The following is a 15,467-nucleotide window of genomic DNA, read 5'->3' as shown; positions in this document are numbered from 1 at the left end:
CCATACCGCCTGCTTCGGTAACGGCACGTTCAGGTGTTCATTGAACCAGCATGGGATCGCCGCATTTGATCGAATCCGGTGTGTTGGTGACATAGGCATTCCCCAGGCTCAGGCCAAGGAGCCCCGTGACGGAAGTCAGGAGCGAATCGATCGGTTGCAGGAGCAGCGGAACGAGTGTGTTCCCGAGCGCGCTCAGAAGCGGACCTAGCAGCTTACTCAACACCTGACTCAGTACTCCGCTCAGATCGATGCCAACTGCCTTCAACGCCGCAAGCAGTCCACTGTCACCCAGCGTCAACGACACGGTCAGACCATTATTCGTGATGCCTGTCACTGCGGGCGACAGAAACTGGTCCGTTCCGACGCCCAATGTGTACGGCGCCGGCGGATTCGGCGCAGCGGACGACTGCGGCCCGGGATACGAGAACAGCAACTGCGTCGGACTTTGGTTAGCGACGGGCACTGTCGTCATTTGCCCGGGCCGCAGGCCGATGTTGACCGAAATTGCGTTCAGGTCGACGATGCCGAGCGTCAGGGTCTTGACCAAGACCGCCAGCGTGGACGATAACCCGCCAAGGTTCAGCAGATTGAGCAGGCTGCTTAGATTGACGGACACCAGTTGAATCGGAGCCGCGCTGCTGTCGGGCGAATAACCCGACGGCGCAGAGAGATTGATCTTCGTACTTGAAGAACCACCGACATAGACGGCGACGACGCCGGTCTGTACGTTCACTGTCGCGCTTTTCGTACCGTTCGCAGAACAACTGACAGACGCCAAGCCGGCCGTGGCGGGCGCCACGTATGCCGTAATCGGCAATTGAACGGCGGCAAGCGGCGTCGCGCTACCCGACGGGCAACTGCCACCTGGAAAGACCAACCCGCCAGTAGGGCAGCTCGACAGCAGCGAGATCGACGTATTGAGGAACACGTTGCCCTGTGCGGTCGACGTGTTCGTTGTGCAATCGGATGTTCCGCAATTCGATGGCCCGGGCTGACCGCTCGCAGTGGACGGCGGATTGGCCCCCAACTTGACTGAACCCGAGACGGTCACGTTCAGCAGCGGTGACAGCACCGTAGGCGTCTGAACCGTGACGCTCGGAATGTCGACGGAATTCGTGCCGTTCGCGATCTGCAACGCCGTCGACAGCAAGCCGAGCGCATTGACGCTGGCGTTGACGGCGGAGCTTCCCGTCGCGGTCGCGGCGGAAACGAGTTGACCGAGCGCGATCTGCGGGCCGCCGCAGGCTCCGCCCGGACAAAGGGCGATGACCAGTGCGTTCAGCACCTTCAGGTTCGCCGCGGCCACGCCTTGCTGCGTCGCTGCCTGCACCGCGGCATTGGCCAGTTGACCGAGCGTCACGGTGCCGTTCAGCACGCCCGTACTGGTGCCGACCGGGAGATTGGCCAGAATGCCGGCCAGCTTCAAGTTGACTTGTGCGAGCCCCTGATAGTCGACCAGTTGAAGATTCAGCGCATTGTCGTTCGATCGGGTCAGCGCCTTGAGCAATTGGTTGGCCAATCCACCGTTCAACGCTGCAAGCGACGTGGTCAGCGTAAAAGTGTCGGTGGGTACGCTCTTGGCAATGGCAGATCCGCCAATCGTGACGCCACCGCGAAAAACCCCGTCGACCGGCTCGGTCACCGTGACGCAAACGGCGTTGATCGACTGGCCATTGACCGCTCCGGCCGATAGACCCGCGCACTGGTTTCCGCTGATCGAGTCACCCGACACCGGTGTGAACTGCGCGCTGCCACTGCCCTGGGGCGCGGTCCAGATGCCGCACGACACGGAAACTTTCGAACCCGCCGGCAATGCATTCGTCGCCGGGTTCGCGATTTGACTGGCTGCGGTCCTCGCCGCCTGACAAGTCGAGTCGGTCGTGACCTGAGAGACCGCCGACAACGCGGCCAGATCGGCCGCCGCTTGCATCCGGCGTCTTTCGGCATAGAAATGACCGACGTCGATCGCCCCCAGGATAATGATCGCGGCCAGCGCCCAGATCGTCGCCACGATCGCGACGCCACCGCGCTGGCGACTTCCGCCGGGACTGCCGGCGCTCCTCCGCCGCCCCGCGTGCGATTGATCTGCGCGCATGGTCATCCCGCTTATTGCGCGCCCTGCCCGCCGCCCGACATGCCACCCACTGCGCCGAGCTGCGAACTCATCGAATCCGGAATCTTGTTCTTGAACGAATCCAGATAGCGCTGGTACGCGAGCGACGCGACGTCGCCGAACACAGGTTGCGTCGGAGCCGCCGCGCGGTTGTCGCGTTGCATCGCGAGCCAGTCTTTGGTCGAGCGGCCGACCTCGGACGCACCCAGTGTCACGGCGTCTTGACCGTATGCGGCAGCAGAACCCGTTACGATGCAGACGATAGCGGCCAGCGCCGCCATCCGCCCCGCGCGTGCGCTTCGATTGTGTGTGTTGTCGTTCATATCGTTCCCCGATAGCTGTTCATTGCGCAAACCGTTGCAGCAGCGGCACAGTCTGGTCGTAACCGAAGTTGTTCGCCATCGGCGTGATCGCCGTCGTCGCGCCGGGCCGCGACACCACCGGCGGCGTCGCGATCGCGCGCTGCTGCGCACGCACTGCCGCGGCAATCTTCGCGGCATCACCATTGATGTCCTTGCGAATTTCCGGCGGCAGATGCTGCTGGTTCATCAGCCGTTGCGCATCCTGCGCACGTCCTGCCGCAAACAGATACAGCACAAGGTTGCTGACGATTTTTGGATTGCGCTGATCGAGTTCGGCAGCTTTCATCAGCGGCACTCGCGCGCCGACGACGTCGCCGCTGCGCAACTTCGCATAAGCAAGGTCGGACAGTAGCGACGGATCCGTCGGCGCGAGCTCCGACGCTTGCGTCAGCGCTTGCACCGCACGGTTGAAATCGCCTGCGGCGCCCGCAAGCAACCCCAGCCCGCGATAGCCGCGTGCCGCGAGCGGCGTCTTCAGCAATTGTCCATACACAGCGGCACTTGCGGCCGGCTGGTCGGTCATCCGCAGCGCGTCCGCACGCAACAGGATCGATTCCGGCATGACACCGTATGTCTTGTCATATGCATCGATGTGCGCGAGCGACGCGTAATAGAGTCCCTGCGCTTGCATGCGCTGAATCAGACCGAGATACATCCCCGGCGTATCGGGCACGGACTGCTTCTGATCTGCTGCTTGCATCAGTGCCGCACGCTCGGTCTGCGCGCCGACGCCATACCCGCTTTCCTTGGTCGCGCATGCACCGAGCAGCAGCGCCGCCGCCAGCATGCCCGCCCGGGTTACCGCTTCGCCGATTCGCTTCATCGTCTGTCCTTCCATCCTTCAATGCTGCGACGACAACGCGCGCATCACCGCCAGCATGCCCGGTCCCGCCGTCACGATCAGCAAGGCCGGCAACAGCGTCAGCACCATCACGCCCGTCATCTTTACCGTCAATCTGCCGATCCGTTCGCGCAGCATCGCACGACGCGTCTCGCGCAAACGATCGCCGAACTGCTTGAGCGGTTCCTGCACCGCACCGCCATGCTTGTCGACCTGAATCATCAATCGCACGATCGCGCGCAAATCCTCGTTGTCGAATCCACTGGACAGCCGCTGCAGCGACTGCTCGCGCGTACGGCCCGCGGCGAACTGACGCTGCGCGATTCCCACCTCCGACGACAAGACCGGCAGCATCCCCCGAAAATCGTTCGTCACGACCTGCAGGCTTTGATCGAGCGACAGGCCGACGCCTTGCAGCAAGCGCAACATGTCGACGAGTAGCGGCAATTCGTCGACGACGCGCTGTCGCCGCGACGCGGCGCGGCGCTGCACGTAGAGTTTCGGCAGCATGAAGCCGAGCCCGAAGGCAGCGCACATGCCGACCATCCAGATACTGCCTTTCATGCGCCCGCTCGCGAAAATCGCGAACAGCAGCGGCAACCCGATCCCGCATGCCACCCGCGCGCTCAGAAATAGCCCACGCGTGCGTGCATCGACATACCCGCACTGCTCCAGCAGGCGACGATCCTCTTCCGCGACGGCATATTTGCCGAATCCGGTGTCCAGCCAGCGCATGCCTGCCGCCGACAGGCGATCCAGCCAACGTTCGACGCGCCGCCCGCGACGCGCGTTGGCTTTCGCCTGCGCATCGCCATCCTGCGCGGGCCGCGCTTTCGCCGCCTCCAGTGCAGCCATTCGCCGATCCAGCGCATCGACCAATGCTCGTTCCGCCCGCGCCGCGGCATTCGCACGTAACGTCACGGCCATCCCGAGGAGCAGCACCCCGAGCGCGCCCACGGCCAACGCAATCGCCCCGATCTGAGTTGCTGTCATAGCGTCACCTGAGCCGAGCCATTCGATACAACCATATGCTGCCGACCACTTGAGCCAGGAACGCGATCATGAGCAGCGACCGCCCGCTCGGATCGCCCCACATCCCGTACAGATACTTCGGATTGGTCATCACGACAAAGCTCCCGATTGCGATCGGCAGCATGACGAGGACGAACGCGGACAGCCGCGTCTCCGACGACATCGCGGTCAATTCACGCTCGGCCTGCTCGAGATCGCGCATGAATACGGCCATCCGCTCGAGCATCACATCCGCACGACCGCCATATTTGACCGACAAACGCAACACCGACCCGACGAGCTCAAACTCTTCGGTCCGGTAGATCTTCGCGATGTGCATCATGGCGCGGTCGATCTCGATACCGCCGCGCAGCATCCGCGACACGACGTCGAGACAGCCGCGCAGCGGCTCCTCGGTCGTCAACAGTGACGACTGGAAAGCAGCCGGTACGCTGTTGCCCAGTGTCACGAGACGCACGATCCCGTCGAGGAACGACGGGATCTGCCGGACGATCTTCAGCCGTCGCCGCTGGATCCGCGACGCGAGCCAGACACCGAGTATCGCGCTACCGCAAATGATCGCCGCGCAACACGCCAGCATGCCGCCGTGACTGCCGGCGATGACCGCAGCCGCAACGAGCGCGGCAAGCGCGACGACCGCCTTGCCGCGCGCATCGTCTATCCCCGCACGGCTTGCGAGGTTGGACAGATATTCGGATGCGGTCGCATACCAGTGCACCCAAAAGGCATCCGACGATACCTGCCGTGCCGCTCCCGGCTGCTGTACGGCACGCACTGCACCAGCCGCCGGCGCACGCTTCGCCGGTGCGTCGACACGTGCGCCAGGCTCGAGCCGGCTGTCGATGAAACGCTTCGCGTCGGTCCGTACGCGCCGGGTCTGCGCGTGATGCCACAGCATCATCGCAGCCGCGACACACAGCATCGCGAGCGCCAGCGCCCACACCATCCCGCTATACATTGAAGCCCCCGCCGCCGCGGCCGAACCCGCCACCGCCAAAGCCGCCGCCACCGAATCCGGCATCGCCGAACCCACCGCTCGTCAGCGTCTGACGGAAGCGCGCAAGCTTCGGTGAATGCGGATGAATGCCCAGGGTTTCCCAGTGATCGACTTCCTCGCCCTCCGGCGTCACACGCGCTTCATAGCGGTAAAGCTCCTGGGTCGCGATGATGTTGTCGGACAGCCCGGTCACTTCGGTGATCGACAGAATCCGTCTCCGCCCGTTCGACAGGCGTCCTATCTGCACGATGAAGTCGATGGCGTTCGCGATCTGCCGACGCAGGCTCGACTCGGTGCCCTGGAAACCTGCAAAACCGGCAAGCATCTCGAGACGGTACAGACACTCGCGTGGAGAACTCGCGTGCACCGTGCCCATCGAGCCGTCGTGGCCTGTGTTCATGGCCTGCAGCATTTCAAGCACCTCGCCGCCGCGTACTTCGCCGACGATGATCCGGTCCGGACGCATCCGCAACGTATTGCGCAGCAAGTCGCGAATCGACACGATACCGGTGCCGTCGAACCCGCCCGGACGGCTCTCGAGCCGCACGACGTGCGGGTGGTTCAGCGACAACTCGGCCGTATCCTCGATCGTCACGACACGCTCGATTTCCGGAATATGGAACGCGAGCGCGTTGAGCAGCGAGGTTTTACCGGAACTCGTACCGCCCGACACGAGAATGTTGCAGCGCGCCTCGACCGCCGCCTGAAGCAACGTGTTGATCTCTTCGTTGAATGTCCCGTTACCAAGCAGGTCGGACGGCTTCAGCGGATCCTTGCGGAATTTTCGGATCGACACGACCGGACCATCGATCGACAGCGGCTCGATCACGACGTTCACGCGGCCGCCGTCGGGCAGCCGTGCATCGACCATCGGATTCGACTCGTCGAGCCGGCGACCGATCGGCGCGAGTATCCGCCGCACGATGCGCAACAGGTGCGCGTTATCGGTGAAACGCACCGGCAGCTTGGCAAGAATCCCGTGACGCGACACATACACGTCGTTGTAGCCGTTGATCAGGATGTCCTCGACCGCCGGGTCCGCCAGCAAATCCTCGATCGGGCCGAAACCCGCGAGTTCCTTCGTCAGCGCCTCCGCGATCGTCCGTACCTCGTTTTCATTGAGCGGAATGCGGCGCAGGCGCACGAAGCTGTCGATCTCGAGATCGACGAACTGGTTGATCGCCTGGCGGGACCATCTGCCGAACTCGGCGCCCAATTCTTCGATGCGCGTCAGCAAGTGTTCGTGCGCGGCATTCTTGATGTCGTGGAACTGCTGAGTCTGGGAGAACGGCGCTGCGCCGTCGGCAAATTGAATGTCGTGTGCCATCGCTTACGACCGCTTGGACAAGGGTTGAATGAAACGCTTCAGCGCGGACAATCCAGACGCCGGACCGGGTGCAGCCGGACGAATCGACACGCCCGGCAGCCGCGCGGCGAGCGACTCGAGCGCGCGCACGTACGGATCGCGCTCCGCCATATCGACGATGAGTCGCCCCTGGTTGGCCGCATGACCGATCGCGACGCGGCGCGACGGCAACGTGCCGGCCAGCGACAGCCCTAGCCGCTCCGCGATCTGCCCGGGCGTCAGATCGAGCGCGGGGTCGTACTGGTTGACGACGAGCCGCATGCGATCGGTCTCGACACCCGCATCGCGCAGCCCGGTGAGCAAATCGGCCGCCGATACGATCGACGCGACGCCCTGATCGCAGACGAGCCATGCTTCGTCGGCGGAGCTCGTGATTTGTGCCACGAATTCGCGATTCGAAAAACCGCCGAGGTCGACGATCTGCTGATCGAAGAATGCGCGAAACCGGTTCAGCAAACCGGCGCACGACGCGTACGACACGTCGCGCAGCGCGCCAAGATCCGCCGGCAGCGTCGTCAACGCAACGCCGCTCTCATGCCGGGTCAGCGCAGTATTCACGAAGGTCCTGTCGATGCGGCGCAGGTTGTGAACCGCATCGATGAAATGGAATTCACAGCGCGTATTCAGGAACAACGCGCCATCACCCGCTGGTAACCCGAGGTCGACGAGCGCGGTCTGGCGACCGGCCGGCGTCCCGCCGTTCGGCACGCCGCTCCCGTCCGGGCTCACCGAGCGCTTCTGCAACCATACGGCCAGATTCGCCGCGAGCGTGCTCACCCCCATGCCCGCACGCGCGCCGAGCAATGCAACGAGCTTGCCGTGGCGGCTCGCCGGCTCGCCGACGTTCTCCAGCAACCCGCGCGTGGTGCGCAAAGCATCTTCCGCCGGAGCCGACACGTCGATGAAATCGCGGACGCCGGCGCGCAATGCAGCGAGCGTGCTCTCCGGCTGTGCGAGCGAACCCAGCGCGACAATGGGCAGCCCCGGATGCGTGGCGCGAATCGCAGCCGCGGCAATGCTCGCCGCCGCGCTGCCGTCGGAGAAATCGATAAAAACGAGCGTCGGATTGAGGCCCGTAATGCGTTGCGCCAGCACACCCGGATCGAGCGATGCGGCCTCGACCGCGCCGGCCGATACGAGCGTATCGGCCAGCCAGCGGACATGTGCCTCATGCTGCGACGCACAAACGAAATAGTCGGTCACGGCGGGTTCACACAAGGATTGAATTCGCGCATTCATGTCGAACACCCCCGATTACACAAGGCGTGGCGTTGCATCGCAAGCCGCGAGACATTCCACTCATTTCGAAAATCCGGGAGCAGCGTCGGGCGACGCAACTCCGCCCAGATACGATTTCCAGACCGGCCCGTCGCGCTGCTCGGACAACTCGCCGGGCGTCGCGGGCAACACTGCACCCTTGGCAATCGGCGCAACGAGATGCGGCGTCACGATGATCAGCAGTTCCTTGTCGTTCTGCTGATAGCTCAGATTCTTGAAGAAGGACCCGATGATCGGCAGATCGCCGAGCAACGGCACCTTGCTCACGTTCGACATCGTCTGGCGATCGATCAGCCCGCCAATCACGAAGCTCTCGCCGTCGCCCAGTTCGACGGTCGTATCCGCGCGGCGCGTCGTAATGCCGGGCACTGCGACGCCGCTGATCGTCACGCTGTTCACGAAGTCGAGCTGACTCGATTCGGGCGCGACCTTCAGCGCGATCCGGCTCGGACTCAAGACCGTCGGCGTCAACGAGAGCCCGACGCCGTATTGCTTCCACTGGATCGCCGTCGAACCGAGCCCCTGCGGCGATGGCACCGGAATCTCGCCTCCCGCGAGGAAGCTCGCGCTCTGCCCGGACAGCGCGACCAGTGTCGGCTCGGCCAACACGCGCGCGAGATTGTTCGCCTCCAGCAGAGACAGGTCGGCAAAGATGCCGCGTCCGGCCGCGTTCACGACCAGGTTGAATGCGGACGCGACTGGCGATCCGAGCGTCGGAACGTATCCCCTGGTCCCCGGGCCCGACCCGCCGCTATAGGATTGCACGCCGCCCGGCGAAAACGATCCGAACGAAAAGCCGTTGCTTTGCTTGAAGAAATTGAACCCGACCTGCTTGAGCACCGAACGGCTGAATTCGACGACCCGCACATCGACTTGCACGACGCTCTTGCCGGGCACCGTCGAGCGGTCGATCACGGCGCCCTTGCCGCTCATGTTCTTGCCGACCGCGGCCGCACGCGCATGTGCCTCGAGCGACGCGGCCGAGCCTTGCAGCACGGCCGTGCCGCCGTATGCATTCACGCGCGGCGTAGCGCCGTCGAGCACGGCTTGCGCGGCCGCGTCGACCACCGCGACGTTCCAGATCCTTGGTTCATCGTGCCCGCGCTCCCACAGCATCACGTTGGTTGCGCCGGGAGCCTTCGCAGTGAGCAGCACGGAACCGGAGCGGCTACCCTTCATGATCAGCACGTCGGCAATTGCCGGATCACCGACTGCGACGCGCTGCAGCGTGCGGCCCGCCGAAATCTGCCGTTGTGCGCCGACGGCGAGTTCGATCGTAGCGCTCGCGCTTGCGAGCGAAGCGAAGGTCATGATGCAGATGGCAATCGCGAATGCAATCAGAGTGTTTTTCATCGTTTGGTAGACCGGCGCGCGGCCTTTTGCTTGTCGTCGCTGGTATCGATGGCCGTCGACCTGGTTCAATAAGCAACCGTTTCCGACCGGCCGCCGCGAATCACTTCGATGCCGCCCCCCCCGCTCGGCCGTACAGGCGGCGGCAGGTGCGACGGCAACGGAGGCAGGTTCGTACTGGCTACGGGCGTTCTCGGTGTGCCCGACAGTTGCTGCAGCGAGACGCCTGCTGCGGCCAGCGCCGACGGCGACAGCTTGTTATCCGTACGTACTGCGACCGTCTGCAGCGCAAGATCGTCGTCACGCGGGTTGCGCAATGCCAAGGTCAGGCGGCCGGTCGCCTCGCCGAGCGTCAGCGCATCGACCTGCGCGGTCGGCACCGCGAGCACCGCGATGCGGGCGCCGGTCGGTTGCCCATTACCACCGTTGTTGTTGCCGCTGTCGCGCTCGGCGGTCGCATCGCCGAACGACAGCACCCTGACCTTCGACAACAGAAGCCGCGCCTGTGTCTGCGAAACCTCGCCGTCAAGCATCGTGCTGCCGACTTCGCGTTTCAGGTTCAGGAACACGTCGACGAAATTTCCGGGCCGCAGGCGGTTGCCGACCGCGTTCGTTTCGTCGACCCGAACCGCAACCGCGCGCTCGCCGGGCTGCACGTCCTCGGCAAGCCCCGACACGAGTGCATCCGCAACGACCGGGGTCGAGGCCGGAATGTCGCGAATCGGCACGCGGCCAGCCAGCGCAGCGGGGTCGCTGAAAGCGCCTGCCGGTGCCGGCACCGTCGCCTGGATCTTCAGCGCATCGGCCGGGATCGGCTGTCCACCGGACAAAGCACGCGTTGCAATGACGATCGGCACCGCCGTTGCCGCCACCATCGGCTGTGCCGGCGTGGGACTTGACACGCTGCGTCCAAGCACCCATGCATAGATTCCGAGCAGAACCGCGATCGCAATCAGCAGCCCCGCGATGATCTTCGTTATGTTGTTGGCCATGTTGTCGTATGGATGCCGGATTGAATCCAATCAGTTTCTTCTTGTCGCGCGATTTGCACGTGACAGATCTATCGCATCATGATGCCCAACTCACAGCATCGACTGCGGAATTTGCACCACTGCCGTACCCGTCAGTGGTTTGGTCATGATCGTCCCGAGGAACGGCATGATCGTCATCCAGCTATCAGGCGTATAGCTCACCGTGACCGTCAGGCAGTACAGCAACGGCGTAGGCGTTCCGTTGTAGTTGCACTGCTGCGCCACCACGTTGGGCGGACTGCTGTTCAGCCAACCTAGAACGTTCTGCGTGGTCGTCTTGGCGTTCGCGACGCGCGTCGAGAGGTCCGGTGCATAAGCCAACCCAGCACGCGCGCCCTCGCTTGCAGCCAGCGTCAAGCTCTGCTGAATAAGGAAAATCATCCCGAAACTCAGAATCGCGTAAAAAATCACGAAGAACAGCGGAAACACGATTGCAAACTCCACCGCTGTCGCTCCACGTTGCCGTCGCCATCTCCGGCATGCGTTCTGTCGTTTCATCGCACGCCCCCGATTGCGACCAGATAGACCAACCAGGCGGCAGCCGGCACCGCGAGGCATGCGGCATAAGGCGTCGCGCGATACCCGCCAACTGCCAGCACTGGCGCGCGCTGCCGCCACAAGCCTCCGAGCGACGTGCGCGACAACAGCATCAGCACGAGCGCGTGCAGCCCTGCAGCCAGACTGGCAGCCACCCAGAGCCAAAGCAGCGCATGCGCACCGCACCAGATGCCGAGCACGGCGAAAATTTTGACGTCTGCTGCGCCCATGACGCGCAGAAGGAAAAACGGCATCAAACCGATCAGGCCGATCAGCATGCCGACCACTGCCTGATGCACGGAAATGCCAAATGGACTCGCGGCCACGCATGCAGCGCCGACCCCGCCGATTAATCCGGCCACGACAAGGGTGTTCGAAATACGGCGGAAACGAATATCGCTGACCACGACCGAGCCAGCCCAGGTCAGAAATATCCCGCTAAAAATGAGATGTTCCATCGCACCACGATCCGCAGCAGATGCAAGGGCGGGCGGATTACCGAGGTAGTCCGCCCGCTACTGCGCCACGACGACTTCCGGAAAAGAAGAAGTCGGCTTAGGTCGTCGGGGTTGCCCGAATCGCGGAGGCAGAACAGTTCGTAGACGAAGGAGACGACACGCACGTGCCGAGATTGGTGAACATGTTGCCGAGACTGCTGCCGATGTTCGTCACCCCGGCGACGATCGCGACAGCGATAAGACCCGCGATCAGCCCATACTCGATCGCGGTAACCCCGTCTTCTTCCTTAAGGAAACGCTTGATGATTGCTTTCATTTTATTCCTCGTGCCTGTATTTACGTTTTCTGGCCTTTTATACGTATACGTCCCCGCATATCTGGCCGTTTGCCCCGGACCGTTCGCCACATCTGCTGTAACGACAACCGGGTGCGCTTTCTTTATAGGTCGCCCCGAAGGGCATTGCTCACGATTTGATGCAAGTTAACATTCGCGATAGCGCTCCTCCTCGAACGTAGTGTACCGAACCGTACATACCCTTACATCTGCTCCGGATTCTATATCCGATCCTATTTGAATTCCAACCTCTTTTAACCACTCTGCCGGAAAAAAATGACCAGGAGCACAACGTATTTGTACGGCGTTTCGGTACGACTTACACATAGGATTTACGATAGGTTAGATGTGCACACCTAATCCACCAGTAAAACAATTGCTGCGTCCACCAAGCCCGTGTGGGCCCCGCGTTACGCCCCGCGCGTAACGCCATTGTTGTGACGTTACGTTACGAAACGGGCGAAACCGTTCTCATTCCCTTGCACTTAAACAGATTCAACAATCTTTCAATTTCCGGAACTTCCTTTTCCGACAAGGAATTGCCTCGTTTAAAACCTGTTGCCGAGCCGTTGGGCATCGAAGTGGCACGACAGTTGCAGAGTAGTCCTCGCACCACTCAACACAACGCAGTTCACAACACACTTCTAATGCGAGGACGAAATGGACATTAAGGTTATCCCTCATGGCGTGTTCCGGACGACTCTGATCGCGGCCACCGTTGCAGCCATGCTTTCCCTCTCCGCGTGCGGCGGCTCCGGCTCCATCAGCCAGGGCCTCGGCGGCGGCTCGAGCTCGGGCGGCGGCGATACGATCTCCACGTCGGGCGGCAATGGCTCGAGCGGTACGTCGGGCACGAGCGGTACGTCCGGCACCAGCGGCACCTCGGGCACGAGCGGCACGTCCGGCACTAGCGGGACCTCGGGTACGAGCGGTACGTCGGGCACCAGCGGAACTTCGGGCACGAGCGGTACGTCCGGCACGTCGGGTGTATCGGCGAATCCAGTGGGAAATGTCCTCGCAAGCACCGGCAACATCATCACGAATGCCGGCGGCACCGTCTCCGGCCTCGGCTCCGTCATCGGCAGCCAGACGCTGCCGGGCGTCAATCCGGCCACCACGCAAGCCGCGGGCGGCATCGTACAAAGCGTGGGCGGCGCGGTTACCGCCCTGGGCAACGGCCTCGGCAGCGGTCTCGGCCAGCTCGGCGCGACGAAGGATCCGGTCGGCACCACGGTTGCCAGCACCGGCGGCGTGGTCAATCAGCTCGGCGGCGCAGTCACGCAAACGGGCAACCTGGTCACGAGCCTCGGCAGCGGCCCGCTGTCGCCGCTCGCGCCCGTCACGGGGGCCGTCGGCGGCCTCGTCTCGACGCTCGGCGGCGCCGTCTCGAACGGCGGCACCACGCTCACCAACGCGCTGTCGACCGGCCCGATCCAGCAAGTCACGCAAACGGTCAGCTCGGCCATCACGCCGATCACGACGATGGTCGGCCAGACGACCCAGACGATCGGTTCGGCAACCGGCCTCGGCGCACCGGTCAACACGCTGCTCGGCACGGTCGGCAACGGCCTGAACCAGGCCGGCGCCCTGCTCGCATCGACGGGCGGCAACCCGGTCACCACGGGCCTCGGCAACACCGTCTCGTCGACCGGCAACACCGTGAAGGCGGTCGGCGGCCTGCTCACGGGCGGCACCGGCGGCGTGACCAACCCGCTCGCTCCGCTCACCGGCATCGTCTCGACGGTCACCGGCGCCCTCGGCGGCGCAACGGGTGGCGGCAGCGGCCCGCTCGCGCCGGTCACGGGTCTCGTCTCCACGGTCACCGGTGCACTGGGTGGCGCAGCAGGCGGCAGCGGCGGCCCGCTTGCGCCGGTCACGGGTCTCGTGTCCACGGTCACCGGTGCACTGGGTGGCGCAGCAGGCGGCAGCGGTGGTCCGCTCGCGCCGGTCACGGGCCTTGTCTCGACGGTCACGGGTGCACTGGGTGGCGCAGCAGGCGGCAGCGGTGGTCCGCTCGCGCCGGTTACCGGTCTGGTCTCCACCGTGACGGGCGCGCTCGGCGGCGCAGCAGGCGGCAACGGCGGCCCGCTCGCCCCGGTTACGGGCCTCGTCTCCGCGGTCACCGGCGCACTCGGCAGCGTAGCGGGCGGCGGTAATCCGATTGCCGCTCCGGTCCCCGCTGTCACCAGCACGGTTGGCGCACCGGCACTGAGCGGCGGCACGGGTGCCGTCACGAACTCGGGTTCGTCGTCGAATCTGCTTGCGCCCGTCACGTCGCTGATCGGCGGCCTGCTCGGCGGCACGCACGGCAAGTAATCCGACATCCATTCATCGAAAAGACAGCGAGGAGTCCATCATGTCCCAGCAACGTTCCATCACGGCCGCCGCCCTGCGCCAGTGGCGCGTGCCCCTCACCGCCTTCGCCGCGGCGTGCCTGCTGGCCGCCTGCGGCGGCGGCGGCGTCAGCTCGCCGCCGACCAGCAGCAACGACAACAACAACCCGAGCACGAGCGGCACGCCGGGCACGAGCGGCACCAGCGGCTCGTCGACCGGCACCAAGGGCGTCATCAGCACGGTCGGCCAGACGGCCAGCGACCTCGGCAGCACGGTCGGCAACATCAGCCTGCCGGGCCTCGGCGACGGCGTGACGAAGGGCGTCGGCAGCACACTGGCGAGCACCGGCACGATCGTCGGCGCGGCAGCCGACGCGGTGAGCAACGGACTCGGGCAGATCGGCTCGACGAAGGACCCGGTCGGCACCACGGTGGCCGGTCTCGGCAACGTCGTCGGTGCCACCAGCAACACGGTGTCCGGCCTGAGCTCCACGGTGAAGGCGCTGGGCACGGGCCCGCTGGCACCGCTCGCGCCGGTCACGACGCCGGTCGGCACCGTGCTGGACACGGTCGCCAACGGCCTGACGGCCGCCGGCACGACGATCGGCTCGACGCTGTCGTCGGGCGCCGTGCAGCAGGTCACGCAGCCGATCAGCTCGGCGATCACGCCGCTCGTGATCACCGCCGGCCAGGTCACGCAGCAGGTCGGCACAACGACCGGCCTCGGCCAACCCGTCTCGGGCCTGCTCGGCCAGATCGGCGGCGCCATCAGCTCGGCCGGCAAGCAGGTCGGCGCAACGTCGAGCCAGCCGCTCGTCGGCGACGTCGGCCAGCTCGTGACCGCGGTCGGCAATACCGTGACCAACGCCGGCGGCCTCGTCAATCCGAACGGCCCGAACGGCGCGGCACCGATTCCCGGCCTGATCACGAGCCTCGTCGGCGGCTCGACGGCAACCGTCCAGAACGGCTCGTCATCGGGTTCCGGTTCGACGAACCCGCTCGGCGGCCTGTTGTCGGGTCTCGGCTCGACGCCGCTCGGCTCGCTCACGGGCGCGCTCGGTGGTGCAACGGGCGGCTCGGGCAGCAGCCCGCTCGCACCGGTCACGGGCCTCGTCTCGACGGTCACCGGCACGCTCGGCGGCGCAACGGGTGGCGCAGGCAGTGCAAACCCTCTCGCGCCCGTCACCGGTTTGCTGAATACTGTCACCGGAGCAGTGGGCAGTGCGGCAGGGTCCGGGGGCTCGAGCCCGCTCGCGCCCGTCACGTCGCTGGTCGGCAGCGTGTCGGGTACGGCATCGTCCGGCAGCGGTTCGACGGGCCTGCTGGCGCCGGTCACGGGGTTGCTGGGTACGCTGGGTAGCGTCGGCAAGTAAGGAGGACGGTCGCGTCATCGCAGCCGGAGCGAATGACGCGGCCGTACCAACACGCCCGGCAT

The 15,467-nt window shown here is 64.7% G+C and carries 14 protein-coding genes; 2 read left to right on the top strand and 12 right to left on the bottom strand.

The window, feature by feature from the left end; translation table 11 throughout:
* Positions 1 to 37: 37 nt before the first annotated feature.
* From CFB52_RS07715 to CFB52_RS07660, 12 genes are all read right to left on the bottom strand, one after another.
* Positions 38 to 2,095, bottom strand: coding sequence for a pilus assembly protein TadG-related protein (locus CFB52_RS07715; RefSeq protein WP_179231730.1), 2,058 nt, complete (start codon positions 2,093 to 2,095; stop codon positions 38 to 40).
* 11 nt (positions 2,096 to 2,106) lie between these two features.
* On the bottom strand, positions 2,107 to 2,436 hold the full coding sequence (locus CFB52_RS07710; RefSeq protein WP_059575722.1) for a DUF3613 domain-containing protein: 330 nt from the start codon (positions 2,434 to 2,436) through the stop codon (positions 2,107 to 2,109).
* Between the two features lie 19 nt (positions 2,437 to 2,455).
* On the bottom strand, positions 2,456 to 3,298 hold the full coding sequence (locus CFB52_RS07705; protein WP_059575964.1) for a tetratricopeptide repeat protein: 843 nt from the start codon (positions 3,296 to 3,298) through the stop codon (positions 2,456 to 2,458).
* Positions 3,299 to 3,316: 18 nt separating this feature from the next.
* Entirely contained in the window at positions 3,317 to 4,309 is a 993-nt protein-coding gene (locus CFB52_RS07700) for a type II secretion system F family protein (RefSeq protein WP_059575724.1), read from the bottom strand.
* Between the two features lie 4 nt (positions 4,310 to 4,313).
* Entirely contained in the window at positions 4,314 to 5,306 is a 993-nt protein-coding gene (locus CFB52_RS07695; protein ID WP_059575726.1) for a type II secretion system F family protein, read from the bottom strand.
* Positions 5,299 to 6,672: a CpaF family protein gene (locus CFB52_RS07690; RefSeq protein ID WP_059575728.1), complete on the bottom strand. Its 1,374-nt coding sequence runs from the start codon at positions 6,670 to 6,672 to the stop codon at positions 5,299 to 5,301. The genes CFB52_RS07695 and CFB52_RS07690 overlap by 8 nt, the downstream gene beginning before the upstream one ends.
* Before the next feature lie 3 nt (positions 6,673 to 6,675).
* Positions 6,676 to 7,950 (bottom strand): fimbrial protein, encoded by a 1,275-nt coding sequence (locus CFB52_RS07685; RefSeq protein WP_059575730.1) that lies wholly within the window; start codon positions 7,948 to 7,950, stop codon positions 6,676 to 6,678.
* A gap of 60 nt (positions 7,951 to 8,010) precedes the next feature.
* The gene (locus CFB52_RS07680; protein ID WP_059575966.1) at positions 8,011 to 9,342 is read right to left on the bottom strand and encodes a type II and III secretion system protein family protein; all 1,332 of its coding nucleotides are present in this window, start codon (positions 9,340 to 9,342) and stop codon (positions 8,011 to 8,013) included.
* A 65-nt stretch (positions 9,343 to 9,407) separates the two neighbouring features.
* A complete protein-coding gene (cpaB, locus tag CFB52_RS07675) occupies positions 9,408 to 10,331 on the bottom strand; it encodes a Flp pilus assembly protein CpaB (RefSeq protein ID WP_059575732.1) in 924 nt (307 codons plus the stop codon).
* 90 nt (positions 10,332 to 10,421) lie between these two features.
* Positions 10,422 to 10,868: a TadE/TadG family type IV pilus assembly protein gene (locus CFB52_RS07670; RefSeq protein ID WP_059575733.1), complete on the bottom strand. Its 447-nt coding sequence runs from the start codon at positions 10,866 to 10,868 to the stop codon at positions 10,422 to 10,424.
* Positions 10,865 to 11,365 carry a prepilin peptidase gene (locus tag CFB52_RS07665; protein WP_059575735.1) on the bottom strand — a complete coding sequence of 167 codons (501 nt, stop codon included), beginning with the start codon at positions 11,363 to 11,365 and terminating at the stop codon, positions 10,865 to 10,867. Before CFB52_RS07665 ends, CFB52_RS07670 begins: the two co-directional genes overlap by 4 nt.
* 97 nt (positions 11,366 to 11,462) lie before the next feature.
* The gene (locus tag CFB52_RS07660; RefSeq protein ID WP_059575738.1) at positions 11,463 to 11,681 is read right to left on the bottom strand and encodes a Flp family type IVb pilin; all 219 of its coding nucleotides are present in this window, start codon (positions 11,679 to 11,681) and stop codon (positions 11,463 to 11,465) included.
* Between the two features lie 678 nt (positions 11,682 to 12,359).
* Between CFB52_RS07660 and CFB52_RS07650 the strand changes: the two genes are divergently transcribed.
* Together CFB52_RS07650 and CFB52_RS07645 are read left to right on the top strand one after the other, a co-directional pair.
* Positions 12,360 to 14,015 carry a collagen-like triple helix repeat-containing protein gene (locus CFB52_RS07650; RefSeq protein WP_059575740.1) on the top strand — a complete coding sequence of 552 codons (1,656 nt, stop codon included), beginning with the start codon at positions 12,360 to 12,362 and terminating at the stop codon, positions 14,013 to 14,015.
* A 40-nt stretch (positions 14,016 to 14,055) separates the two neighbouring features.
* Positions 14,056 to 15,405 carry a collagen-like triple helix repeat-containing protein gene (locus CFB52_RS07645; RefSeq protein WP_059575742.1) on the top strand — a complete coding sequence of 450 codons (1,350 nt, stop codon included), beginning with the start codon at positions 14,056 to 14,058 and terminating at the stop codon, positions 15,403 to 15,405.
* Positions 15,406 to 15,467 lie beyond the last annotated feature (62 nt).

Origin of the sequence: Burkholderia sp. AU18528 (genome assembly GCF_002223215.2) — a bacterium.
Taxonomy (GTDB): Bacteria; Pseudomonadota; Gammaproteobacteria; order Burkholderiales; family Burkholderiaceae; genus Burkholderia; species Burkholderia semiarida.
The sequence above is the reverse complement of the archived record's forward strand: the minus strand, read 5'-3'. Positions and strand labels throughout refer to the sequence as shown.